Raw genomic sequence first — 12447 nt, forward strand, 5'->3', positions numbered from 1 at the left:
GAGTTCCTTGAACGAGAGGAACTCATCATGGCGACTCAACCGATCGACCCACCCGTCACCCCGCTGCGTCAGCGCATGCTCGACGACATGGCGATGCGTGCGATGCGCGCGCGGACCCAGCACGATTATGTCCGCCACGTCCGTGCCTTCGCAGCGTTCCTCGGGCGCTCGCCCGATACCGCGACCGCGGAGGACGTGCGCCGCTTCCAGCTTCATCAGCGCGAACACGGTGTCGGCGAGTCCACGATCAACGGCTCGGTGTCGGCACTGCGCTTTCTGTTCGACGTGACGCTCGAGCGACCCGACCTGTCGCGGCGGCTGGTGCTCGCGCATCGTCCCAGGAAGCTGCCCGACGTGCTGAGCGTCGATGAGGTGGCCAGGCTGCTCGAGGCGGCACCGGGCATCAAATACCGCGCGGCGCTGGGCGTTGCCTATGGCGCAGGCCTGCGCGTGTCGGAGGTGGCGCATCTCAAGGCCGACGATATCGACAGCAAGCGCATGCTGATCCGGATCGAGGAGGGCAAGGGGCGCAAGGACCGCAACGCCATGCTGTCGCCGCAACTGCTCGAGCTGCTGCGGCTGTGGTGGCGCGAGGGCAAGCGGCGCAGCGTCCTGCTGCCGCACGGCTGGCTGTTTCCCGGGCGCAGCTACACCGATCCGATCTCGACGCGGCAGCTTCACCGCGCGGTCTGCGAGGCGGCCGAGGCGGCCGGGATCCGCAAGCGCGTCAGCCCGCACACGCTGCGCCACAGTTTTGTGACGCACCTGCTCGAACAGGATGTCGATATCCGCGTGATCCAGGTGTTGCTCGGGCACAGTAAGCTTGAGACGACCGCGCTCTACACCAAGGTCGCCACCCGCACGATCCGCGCCGTCACCAGCCCGCTCGACCGGTTGATGGCGCTGATGGCGGGCCAAGAGCGAACAGGGCCACCCGCCGGTTGAACCGGTGCGCACCGGGATCGAGGTCGCCGACATCTTCCGCAGCGCAGGGCCTGCGTACCGAGCCGCCCATGCCGGGCATCTGAGCCTGCACCAGCTGAAGGTCATGTCGGCGATCGAGCATTGCCGCACCGCCGTGATGGGCGGTCACGTCGAGGCCTGCACCGACTGCGGGCACTGGCGGGTCGCCTATAACAGTTGTCGCAACCGGCACTGCCCGCGGTGCCAGGGCGCGGCCGCCCGCGCCTGGCTCGCCGAACGCGAGGCCGACCTGCTGCCGGTCGGATACTTTCATGTGGTCTTCACGCTGCCCGCCGAGGTCGCCGATGTCGCGTTCCACAACAAGGCGCTGGTCTACGACCTGCTGTTCAAGGCGGCGTCCGAGACGATGCTGACGATCGCCGCCGATCCGAAGCATCTCGGCGCCCGCATCGGTATCACCGCAGTGCTGCATACATGGGGGTCGGCGCTGACCCACCATCCGCATGTCCACATGATCGTGCCGGGTGGCGGCATAGCGCGGGACGGCACGCGCTGGATCTCCTCGCGACCGGCGTTCCTGCTGCCGGTCAAGGTGCTGGGCAAGCTGTTCCGCCGCCTGTTCCTGACCCGGCTGATGGCGCTCCATGCGGCGGGGCGGCTCGGCTTCTTCGGCACCCTCGCGCACCTGACCGATCGCCGCGCCTTCCTGCGCCACCTGTCCCCGGTCCGCAAAACGAACTGGGTCGTCTACGCTAAACCGCCGTTCGCCGGGCCGCAGGCCGTGCTCGCCTATCTGTCACGCTACACCCACCGCGTGGCGATCTCGAACAGTCGCCTGCTCGCCTTCGACGAGGCCGGCGTCACCATGCGCTACAAGGACTATCGCCGCGTCGGTGCCGATCGCCAGGAGGTTATGACGCTGGCGACAGACGAGTTCATCCGCCGCTTCCTGCTCCACGTCCTGCCGCGCGGGTTCCACCGCATCCGCCACTACGGCCTGCTCGCCGGCGCCACCCGCAAGGCCCATCTCGAACACGCCCGGCAGTTGCTTGGCGTAGCGCCGCCGCCGGATGTTGCGCCCGACGAGCCGACCGATGTTCGCCCGCCATGCCCATGCTGCGGCGGGCACATGGTCATCATCGAAACCTTCGAACGCTGGCGACAGCCGCGCGCCCCGCCGCATAGCATCGCATCGACCGGGACGACCCCGTCATGACCCGGCATGGCTCGCCCTCACCGCGCACCGAAAGTCTTGTGCTTCCGGCGACGATGCCGCTCACGTTGGCACCTTCGCCGATCGCGCCGACGACCACTTCAAGCCCCGATCCTGGTCACCAGCTACGCGGCATGTCGCCCCTGCGCCCCACGTTCCGACACATCGATGCGCGTCCCACCCGTCAGTGTGCCCGCCGCACGACCGGGCAAAAACCGAAATCCCCATAGGCAACGCGCGCGGCCCGCGCCTTCCTGCTTTGGAGGATATCGTTCGCCTGCCGGCATCCGATATCCTTCACAGGATCCGACGTTCGCGGGCGATTTTCGGCGCCCCAACTTCCGCCGCCCGTTCAGACCAACGCTACGAGCTTCGCGGCCGTTCGATCCGGCCGCCGACCGGCATTAGGTGGCTACGACACTTCCGTTCAGACTGGCGCTTGAATAAACCTGATCAGCGATCCATCCGGATCGATCAGCGCTCCAACGATCCCGCCCCAAGGTTCCTTTTTTGGAGGATGTACCCGTGGCCAGCCTTTGGTAGCTTCGGGCACACCGCCCGCTAAAACGACTTTGAAGAACGCGTCCACGTCGTCCATTCTGAAACAGCAGCTAAACGAGCTTTGAGCTGGATCGAGATCGGGAAATGGGAAGAATTCTAGAGTGAGACCACCGCGTTTCAGGATCATCCATCCAGCGTCTCTCCAAGTCTCCTCAAAACCAATCAGCGCATAGAAGCGGGCTGTGTTCTCGAATTTTCTTGAGGGAAGGTTGGGCGTTGCGAAATCGGGCATCTTGACGGTTCCAGTCTCGATTCGTGCGAGGTAGATCGCGTTTGCCGTGTGTCCGCAAGTGGCGGCGAGCCACTAAGCCGGTTTATTGCGGCGATGACCCAATACACGACATTCATGCCACCCTGTCCGCTTCCCGAAACCAGCCGGTCGTTAATGTCCATCGAACGGCGCGTTTGGGTGACCACATTCAATCCGCTAAAGGGCAATAGATGGTGGATTGCGGATCGGCAGCTTTCGGCCGCGCTGCTGCGACACCTGTCCAACGGTGAACCGCGCCGGGTTTGCCGCAGGCTCTAACTCCTAAGAAGGTGGAGCCTGTATGAGCAAGACGACGAACAAGTTTGCGCCGGAAGTTCGCGAACGCGCGGTACGGATGGTTTTCGACCATGAGCGGGATCATCCCTCGCGATGGGCAGCGGTGGTGTCGATCGCGGAGAAGATCGGCTGCGTTCCGCAGACGCTGCACGAGTGGGTGAAGAAGGCAGAGGTCAACAGCGGCAAGCGTGCTGGTGTCCCGACCGAGGTTGCCGACAAGGTGAAGAGGCTCGAGCGCGAGGTCCGGCAGGCCAACGAGATTTTTACGCAAGGCGTCGGCATATTTTGCGCAGGCGGAGCTCGACCGCCCGTTCCGGCGATGATCGCCTTCATTGACGGTGCCGAAGATCAGAAAACAGCCTGGGAGGCTGTTTTCCTGAGGCACCGCGATGTCTATGGGGTCGAGCCGATCTGCCGCGACCTGCCGATCGCCCCATCCACCTACTACGAGCGCGTCGCGCAGCGACAGGATCCGGCACGCCTGTCGGCGCGAGCGCGGCAGGATGCGGTCCTAAAGCCTGAGATCGCGCGCGTGTTCGCCGAGAACTTCGCGGTCGACGGCGTGCGCAAGGTCTGGCGGCAGATGATGCGGGAGGGCGTGTCCGTGGCCCGCTGTACGGTCGCCCGGCTGATGCGTGAGATGGGCTTGGCAGGGGTGATCCGGGGCAAGCCGGTGCGCACGACAATCAGCGACAAGGCTGCGCCGTGCCCGCTCGATCACGTCAACCGCCAGTTCTACGCGCCAGCGCCGAACATGCTGTAGGTCTCAGACTTCACGTACGTCGCGAGCCTTTAGCGGGGTTCGTCTACGTCGCCTTCGTCATCGATACCTATGCTCGGCGGATCGTCGGCTGGCGGGCCAGCAGGACGGCTCATGCCAGCTTCGTCCTCGATGCCTTGGAACAGACGCTTCACGATCGTCGGCCGACCCATCGGGGCGACCTCATCCATCATAGCGATCGAGGCTCGCAATACGTGTCCATCAAGTACACCGAGCGCCTCGCCGAGGCCGGGATCGAGCCGTCGGTCGGCAGCGTCGGCGACAGCTACGACAACGCTTTGGCCGAGACGATCAATGGCCTCTTTAAGGCCGAGGTCATCCACAGGCGTAGACCCTGGCGCAGCTTCGAAGCCGTCGAGTACGCCACCCTCGAATGGGTCGACTGGTTCAACCATCGCCGGCTGCTGGAGCCCATCGGCAACATCCCGCCTTCCGAAGCCGAAGATCAATATTATGCTGCCGCGGACAACATCGATATGGCAGCGTGACTCACAACCCAACGCCTCCGGTAGACCCGGCGCGGTTCACAGCGCTGGACTGCCGGTCGCCGGTCAGCCAGACGCGGCCTTGGCAGCATCCTTCGCGGCCTGGTCCGCAGCCTTTGCCGCATCCTTGGCTGCCTGGTCCGACGCGGCCTTGGCAGTGTCTTGCGCAGCCTTGTCCGCGGCATCCTTGGCGGCCTGGTCTGCAGCCTTTGCCGCATCCTTGGCCGCCTTGTCCGACGCGGCTTTGGCGGCGTCTTGCGCAGCCTTGTCGGCGGCATCGTTGGCAGCCTGGTCTGCAGCCTTTGCCGCATCCTTAGCCGCCTTGTCCGACGCGGCCTTGGCGGCGTCTTGCGCAGCCTTGTCCGCGGCATCCTTGGCAGCCTGGTCCGCAGCCTTTGCCGCATCCTTGGCCGCCTTGTCCGACGCTGCCTTGGCGGCGTCTTGCGCTGCCTTGTCGGCGGCATCCTTGGCGGCCTGGTCCGCAGCCTTTGCCGCGTCCTTAGCCGCCTTGTCCGACGCGGCTTTGGCGGCGTCTTGCGCAGCCTTGTCCGCGGCATCCTTGGCGGCCTGGTCTGCAGCCTTTGCCGCATCCTTGGCCGCCTTGTCCGACGCGGCTTTGGCGGCGTCTTGCGCAGCCTTGTCCGCGGCATCCTTGGCAGCCTGGTCTGCAGCCTTTGCCGCATCCTTGGCCGCCTTGTCCGACGCTGCCTTGGCGGCGTCTTGCGCAGCCTTGTCCGCGGCATCCTTGGCGGCTTGGTCTGCAGCCTTTGCCGCATCCTTGGCTGCCTGGTCCGACGCGGCCTTGGCAGTGTCTTGCGCAGCCTTGTCCGCGGCATCCTTGGCGGCCTGGTCTGCAGCCTTTGCCGCATCCTTGGCCGCCTTGTCCGACGCGGCTTTGGCGGCGTCTTGCGCAGCCTTGTCGGCGGCATCGTTGGCAGCCTGGTCTGCAGCCTTTGCCGCATCCTTGGACGCCTTGTCCGACGCGGCCTTGGCGGCGTCTTGCGCTGCCTTGTCGGCGGCATCGTTGGCAGCCTGGTCTGCAGCCTTTGCCGCATCCTTAGACGCCTTGTCCGACGCGGCCTTGGCGGCGTCTTGCGCTGCCTTGTCGGCGGCATCCTTTGCAGCCTGGTCTGCAGCCTTTGCCGCATCCTTGGACGCCTGGTTCGACGCGGCCTTGGCGGCGTCTTGCGCAGCCTTGTCGGCGGCATCCTTGGCAGCCTGGTCCGCAGCCTTTGCCGCGTCCTTAGCCGCCTTGTCCGACGCGGCTTTGGCGGCGTCTTGCGCAGCCTTGTCCGCGGCATCCTTGGCGGCCTGGTCTGCAGCCTTTGCCGCATCCTTGGCCGCCGTGTCCGACGCGGCTTTGGCGGCGTCTTGCGCAGCCTTGTCGGCGGCATCCTTGGCAGCCTGGTCTGCAGCCTTTGCCGCATCCTTAGACGCCTTGTCCGACGCGGCCTTGGCGGCGTCTTGCGCTGCCTTGTCGGCGGCATCCTTGGCAGCCTGGTCCGCAGCCTTTGCCGCGTCCTTAGCCGCCTTGTCCGACGCGGCTTTGGCGGCGTCTTGCGCAGCCTTGTCCGCGGCATCCTTGGCGGCCTGGTCTGCAGCCTTTGCCGCATCCTTGGCCGCCGTGTCCGACGCGGCTTTGGCGGCGTCTTGCGCAGCCTTGTCGGCGGCATCCTTGGCAGCCTGGTCTGCAGCCTTTGCCGCATCCTTAGACGCCTTGTCCGACGCGGCCTTGGCGGCGTCTTGCGCTGCCTTGTCGGCGGCATCCTTGGCAGCCTGGTCTGCAGCCTTTGCCGCGTCCTTGGACGCCTGGTCCGACGCGGCCTTGGCGGCGTCTTGCGCAGCCTTGTCGGCGGCATCCTTGGCAGCCTGGTCTGCAGCCTTTGCCGCATCCTTAGCCGCCTTGTCCGACGCGGCCTTGGCGGCGTCTTGTGCGGCCTTGTCCACGGCATCCTTGGCGGCCTGGTCCGCCGTTTTCGCCGCATCCTTAGCCGCCTTGTCCGACGCGGCCTTGGCGGCGTCTTGTGCGGCCTTGTCCGCGGCATCCTTGGCGGCCTGGTCCGCCGTTTTCGCCGCATCCTTGGCTGCCTGGTCCGACGCGGCCTTGGCAGTGTCTTGCGCAGCCTTGTCCGCGGCATCCTTGGCGGCCTGGTCCGCCGTTTTCGCCGCATCCTTAGCCGCCTTGTCCGACGCGGCCTTGGCGGCGTCTTGCGCTGCCTTGTCGGTGGCATCCTTTGCAGCCTGGTCTGCAGCCTTTGCCGCATCCTTGGACGCCTGGTTCGACGCGGCCTTGGCGGCGTCTTGCGCAGCCTTGTCGGCGGCATCCTTGGCAGCCTGGTCTGCAGCCTTTGCCGCGTCCTTGGACGCCTGGTCCGACGCGGCCTTGGCGGCGTCTTGCGCAGCCTTGTCGGCGGCATCCTTTGCAGCCTGGTCCGCAGCCTTTGCCGCATCCTTGGCCGCCTTGTCCGACGCGGCCTTGGCGGCGTCTTGCGCTGCCTTGTCGGTGGCATCCTTTGCAGCCTGGTCTGCAGCCTTTGCCGCATCCTTGGCCACCTGGTCCGCAGCCGCAGTAGCGGTCGCAACATCCGCTCCGCTCTTGCTCTTATCGGTATCGGCTTTCGCCGCGGTCGCGGTAGCGCGTTCGACCACGGCCACCACCGACTGCGTCGTTTTGTCCCTCACCGCATCGCCCGCGGTCGAATTCGATGCGATCTCAACTGCCTTGACGACTGAATTCGAGGCCTCGGCTGCGACACGCGTCGCGTTCGAAACGTCGGAAATATTGGCACCACTCATGCCGGTCACCAGCCCGCCAGTAACGGTGGCGAGCGAAACGGGCGCTTCGTACACAGCCGCGACGATCGCCGCCTGCTTGGGCACCGTGGCTTCGGCACTCGGCGCGACGACGGCGGCACTCGGCGGGACTGGAGGCGCACTAGGAGCAGGCACGGTCGCATCGGGCGCAGAAGCGACTGCGGCCGGCGCAGCAGCGTCCGCTGCTGGCGTTTCCGCAGAAGCGGCCGGGGACGACATCACCGGGGCGGTCGGCGCCGCGGGCGACACGATCACGCGGCGGACGCCATCGCTTTCCACCGCCAACCGATACAGATCGTTCGCACCGACCTGCGCGACCGCGCCTGGACGCAGCAGTTCATGCGCGCCATTATCGACCGTCGCGACGTCGACCGCACCCTCGAGTACCTGCACGGAAGCCCCCGCCGCGGTCACCCCGACGGAGAAGGTCGTGCCCTTGACGACGGCGGCGAGGTAAGGCGTCTTTACCTCGAAATGCGGCGTCATTTTCTTTTTGATCATGAAGACGACGTTGCCGAAATCTTCGAACATCTGCGTGAAGCCATTCGCCTGCTGCGCCTCGGGAAGGCGCAGCCGCGAGTTGGCGGCGACCATCAGATATTCGCTGCCACGAACCAGAACGGCACGTCCGCCAGGCCCTGTCGAAACGGTGTCACCAGCGGAGATGCCAATCCCGCGAGTCGCGACCTTGCTCGTCCCAGCGCGTGCAATTTGGACCGACCCACTGATTTCGCTGACGATCCAGCCCGGTTCGCTCGCAACAGCCGCTGAAGAGCAGCTCGCCGCCAGCATCGCGACAAACGCTTTTCGCATGCCCATCCCCTTTGATTTCATCACCCCTGATTAGCGGGGGCGCATGTGCGGGAGGTTCAACGATTTGGTAAAATTCATATTAGTCAAACCCAGGCTAACCTTTTGCAAATGCTTGGCCGCTAACCTCACCACATTGGTTGGGGATTTATGGATGCGTGGTGTTAGAAGCGTGCTGGCAGGGGGTGCCGCTGCATTGAGTCCGTGGGGTGCTGCACAGGCGCAGACACAGTTGAACCGCGCCGACCCTTCGATCCTCGAGCGTGTCGTCCCGCAAGCCGTGGAGGCGCCGCCTACGGCCGATCCCGTGGAGTCGATCGCTCTGAAAGTCGCAAGGCCGGAGGCGCAGACTGAGACCCGTCTCGCCAACGCGATCATCGTCGAGGGCGGCGGCGAAATCGCCCGTAGCCAGTTCAGCGAGACGCTCGTCGACTATATCGGCCGCGATCTTACGGGTGCCGATCTCAAGGCGCTGTCGCACAGAGTGGCCGATGTTGCGCGCCAGGCGGGCTATCCCTTCGCCAGCGCATGGATCGAACCGCAAACGCTGGAGAATGGTGTTTTGCGCGTGCGACTCGACGCCGGTTCGCTGGCGGCGGTTCGCGTCATTGGCCATGCCAACGCGCGTGCCGACCACATCTTGACCACCGCACTGGTTACCGGGCGAGCCGTGCGTCGCGAGCAATTGGAACGAGCGATCCTGCTCGTCGGCGACATTCCCGGCGTCAGCGTCAAGGAGAGCAAATTCGTCCGGCAGGATGGCTTTGGCATCCTCTTGGTCACCATCGCCGAGGATCGGCTGAGCGCCTATGCGCAGATCGACAATCGCGGCAGCAAGGAAGTCGGGCCACTGCGCTCGACGATCATCGCCAATGCGCGCGGCCTGTTCCGATCGGGGGACGAAGCGAGTTTTGTCGTCGCGCAGACCCCGATCAATCCCTCCGAGTTTCTGTTCGTGCGTGGCCGCTATTCGGCACCAATCGATGCGAACGGCGCGATCCTGTCGGCATCGGCATCCTATGGGCGCGCCAAGCCCGGCGGATCGCTCGCGCCGCTCGACGTGACCGGCGAAAGCTATGACGCCAGCGTCTTCTATTCCAAGCCGATCATACGGACGCGGGCCGACAGCCTGTGGGGAACGATCGAGGTGCGCGGCCTGCGCAGCAATCAGAGCCTGCTCGGCTTCCCCTTGCGCAATGATCGTATCGCGACCTTGACTGGGTCGCTCAACGGGACGGCACGCGCGGGATCCGGCATCGTGCGCGGCGAGGTCCATCTCATCGACGGTCTGCCGCTGCCGGGGGTTACGCAGGAGGGAGCGACCCGCAGTTCGCGCGGCGATGGCGATGCCCGTTTCGTGATCCTCGGCTATGCCGCCGAATGGACCGCACCGCTCACCGGGCGGGTCGGCGTGGCGCTCGCATCCGAAGGACAGGTCGCGTCGCGCCCGCTGCTGGCGACGATGGAAATCGGTGTCGGCGGCCCAATCTTCGGCCGTGGCTACGACTATGCCGAACGCACTGGCGACAACGGCATCCTCGGATCGGGCGAGATCCGCTTCGATCTCGGGCGGGCCGTGCCGCGGCTTATCGATCGATTGCAGCTCTATGGCTCGGTCGATGGCGGTTACGTCGCCAACCTGCGCGGCGGCGGCGGCGGTGGCGCACTGCTGTCGACCGCGGCAGGCGTACGGGCTGGCCGCGGCAAACTGGGCGCGATGATCGAGGTTGCGCTGCCCCTCAACGCCGATCGTTTCGACACCGGCAAGCGCAATCCGCGCTTCTCCTTCCGCCTATCGCGGCTGATCTGATGCGACGCCTTATCGCCTTTGGCAAAGCCTTTGCCCGCCGCACCTCGAACTGGGCGATCCTCGGCGTCAGCGTGCTGATTGGGACGCTGCTCGCGTTGCTACCGATCGGCGACGCGCTCGACCGCGCGATTTCGCCCGCCCGTTTCGCCGTCGTCCATCGTGCGGCCAGCGGCAAGCTGCTGGTCGTCGAGATGGATGCCAAGAGCGCGATGGCGATCAAGCGCTGGCCTTGGTCTCGCGCGCATTACAGCGCAGTGGTCGATCATCTGCGCCATGCGGGCGCCACCTCGATCCTGTTCGACGTCGATTTCTCGTCGGCGTCGGATCCGGCAGGCGACGCCGCATTCGCGGCCGCGCTCGCGCGCGCCGACGGCATGGTGACCTTGCCGACCTTCGGCCAGAGCGCCGACCTGCTCGACCAGCGCACGATCGATGCGCTGCCGATCCCGCTGTTCCGGCCGAACGTCGCGCTCGCCTCGGTCAGCATCCGGCCCGATCGGGACGGGCAGGTCCGCTCGATGCCGTTCGGCACGATTACCGCAGGCACCCCGCGACCCTCGATCTCTGCCTATATTGCGCAGCGCTCGGGCACCGCCGATACCGGCTTCCCGATCGACATGTCGATCGACCCCGCGACGATCCCGCGTTTGAGCTTCATCGACGTGCGCAACGGCAAGTTCGATCCGGCGCTGGTGCGCGGTCGCTCGATCCTGATCGGCGCGACCGCGATCGAAATGGGCGATCGCTACGGGACACCATTGTGGGGCGTCATCCCGGGAGTGTTCATCCAAGCGCTCGGTTCCGAGACCTTGCTCCGCGGCGTGCCCGTAGCGGGCGAGCCGATCGTGCCCTTGGTGCTGGCGCTCGTCGCGATCCTGCTGATCGTGCGAACCAGAGGCATCGCTATCCTTCCTGCCATGCTGGGCGCTCACGTCGTCCTCGCCGGCCTGGTGCTGATCGCGCAGCATGCGCTGCTGATCGTCTATCCGCTGGCGGCCGGGCTGGGTATGATCGCAGTCGCCGGGCTGGCGTGCGGGGTCCGCGATGTCGCCGGACGGTTCCGTCTGCAACGCACGATCGACGAGGCGACCGGTTTGCCCAACGGCCGATCCCTGGTGGCGGAGCGGCAGGGTGGCGCGACGTGCACGCTGGTGGTGACGCAGTTCAACAATTACGACAGCCTGCTTGCGGTGCTCGGTCCGCGCGGCGGGGCCGATGTCGTGCTGCGCATCGCCGATCGGCTCGCGCTGGTGGCGCAGGATGCGCGGGTCTATCGCACCGCCGACCGGCACCTTGCGTTCGTGTTGCCGCAGGATCAAGTGATCGAGGACACGCTCGACGGATTGCGCGCGATCATGCTGCAGCCGGTCGAAGTTGCCGGGCGGCGGGTCGACGTCGTGATTGCCCTCGGTCTCGCCAGCGGGGCTGGCGACACGCTCGAACGTTTGCTCGTCGACGCGGCAATGGCGGCGGACGAAGCGCTGCAGGCGGGGAATTTCTGGCACCGCAGCGTCGCCGATGATGGCAATCTCGAGCGCTCGATCTCGTTGATGGGCGAGCTTGATGCCGCGCTCGCCGCTGACCAGATCGATGTCTATTACCAACCGAAGTACGATCTGCGCAAACGACGGATCACCAGCACCGAGGCGCTGGTGCGCTGGCGACATCCCGAACGCGGGTTCGTCGGGCCCGACGTCTTCATCCCGCTGGCCGAAAAGACCAATCGCATTGCGCCGCTTACGCTACATGTGCTGCGACGCGTCGTGCACGATGTCGCCGACTGGCGCGTGCTCCATGGGTCGGTTACGGCTGCGGTCAATATTTCGGCGAACTTGCTGTCCGACACCGCGTTCAATGCGCAGGTCGAAAACATACTGCTTACCTCGGGCGTGCCGAGCACGGCCCTGGTGTTCGAAGTGACCGAATCCGCCGCGATGTCCGATCCGACGAGCGCGATTGCCGCGCTGAACCGCTATCGCGAAATCGGCGTGGCGGTTTCTATGGACGATTATGGGACCGGCCAGTCGACGCTCACCTATCTCAAGCAATTGCCGCTCAACGAACTCAAGATCGACCGCAGCTTCGTCCAGCACGCGCATGTCAATCGTGCCGACAGCGTGCTGGTGCGCTCGACGATTGAGTTGGCGCACGAACTCGGGCTCAAGGTCGTCGCGGAGGGCGTCGAGGACCGCGCCTGCCTGGACTTTCTCGCGGCGTGCGGGTGCGACCTCATCCAAGGTTATTTCATCAGTCGGCCGCTTCCGCTTGGCGAGTTCGTGACCTTGCTGAGCGAGGAGTTCAAGGTCGCAGCTTAAGGGAGAGGCGAACTCCATGGGCGTGGGCGCCAAATGCTCGCTCTAAAGTATTTATGCCACTTGGTGCAGTTCCCCAAAAAAAGGATAGTACCTTTCTGGCCACGTGTCCTTTCCCGGCCGGCCGGTTTACTACCGCGTTCCTAAATAAACCGGAGTGCCTAAAATTCTTTCGCGAGAACGGGACGCC

The 12447-nt window shown here is 65.5% G+C and carries 6 protein-coding genes, 1 pseudogene and 1 other annotated feature; of the genes and pseudogenes, 5 read left to right on the plus strand and 2 right to left on the minus strand.

The window, feature by feature from the left end; genetic code table 11:
- Positions 1-27 precede the first annotated feature (27 nt).
- Entirely contained in the window at positions 28-945 is a 918-nt protein-coding gene (locus E2E30_RS13455) for a tyrosine-type recombinase/integrase (RefSeq protein ID WP_133190598.1), read from the plus strand.
- Positions 946-949: 4 nt separating this feature from the next.
- Positions 950-2140 carry an IS91 family transposase gene (locus E2E30_RS13460; protein ID WP_133190600.1) on the plus strand — a complete coding sequence of 397 codons (1191 nt, stop codon included), beginning with the start codon at positions 950-952 and terminating at the stop codon, positions 2138-2140.
- Between the two features lie 424 nt (positions 2141-2564).
- On the opposite strand, the gene E2E30_RS13465 is transcribed toward E2E30_RS13460, so the two are convergent.
- Entirely contained in the window at positions 2565-2930 is a 366-nt protein-coding gene (locus E2E30_RS13465; protein ID WP_133190602.1) for a bleomycin resistance protein, read from the minus strand.
- A 319-nt stretch (positions 2931-3249) separates the two neighbouring features.
- Between E2E30_RS13465 and E2E30_RS13470 the strand changes: the two are divergent.
- A pseudogene (locus E2E30_RS13470) lies at positions 3250-4514 on the plus strand (IS3 family transposase).
- Positions 3523-3681: a sequence feature (AL1L pseudoknot), on the plus strand. It overlaps the preceding pseudogene by 159 nt.
- Positions 4515-4577: 63 nt before the next feature.
- On the opposite strand, the gene E2E30_RS20930 reads toward E2E30_RS13470, so the two are convergent.
- The gene (locus E2E30_RS20930; protein ID WP_206365584.1) at positions 4578-8138 is read right to left on the minus strand and encodes a FecR family protein; all 3561 of its coding nucleotides are present in this window, start codon (positions 8136-8138) and stop codon (positions 4578-4580) included.
- A gap of 43 nt (positions 8139-8181) precedes the next feature.
- Between E2E30_RS20930 and E2E30_RS13480 the strand changes: the two genes are divergently transcribed.
- Positions 8182-9945: a ShlB/FhaC/HecB family hemolysin secretion/activation protein gene (locus E2E30_RS13480; protein WP_240698936.1), complete on the plus strand. Its 1764-nt coding sequence runs from the start codon at positions 8182-8184 to the stop codon at positions 9943-9945.
- Positions 9945-12260: a putative bifunctional diguanylate cyclase/phosphodiesterase gene (locus tag E2E30_RS13485; protein WP_133190604.1), complete on the plus strand. Its 2316-nt coding sequence runs from the start codon at positions 9945-9947 to the stop codon at positions 12258-12260. Before E2E30_RS13480 ends, E2E30_RS13485 begins: the two co-directional genes overlap by 1 nt.
- Positions 12261-12447 lie beyond the last annotated feature (187 nt).

Origin of the sequence: Sphingomonas sp. AAP5 (assembly GCF_004354345.1) — a bacterium.
GTDB lineage: Bacteria > Pseudomonadota > Alphaproteobacteria > Sphingomonadales > Sphingomonadaceae > Sphingomonas > Sphingomonas glacialis.

Coding starts and splice junctions, on each gene's coding strand:
- E2E30_RS20930 (WP_206365584.1), bottom strand. CDS start 8,138: ATGCGAAAAGCGTTTGTCGCGATGCTGGCGGCGAGCTGCTCTTCAGCG.
- E2E30_RS13465 (WP_133190602.1), bottom strand. CDS start 2,930: ATGCCCGATTTCGCAACGCCCAACCTTCCCTCAAGAAAATTCGAGAAC.
- E2E30_RS13455 (WP_133190598.1), top strand. CDS start 28: ATGGCGACTCAACCGATCGACCCACCCGTCACCCCGCTGCGTCAGCGC.
- E2E30_RS13480 (WP_240698936.1), top strand. CDS start 8,182: ATGTGCGGGAGGTTCAACGATTTGGTAAAATTCATATTAGTCAAACCC.
- E2E30_RS13485 (WP_133190604.1), top strand. CDS start 9,945: ATGCGACGCCTTATCGCCTTTGGCAAAGCCTTTGCCCGCCGCACCTCG.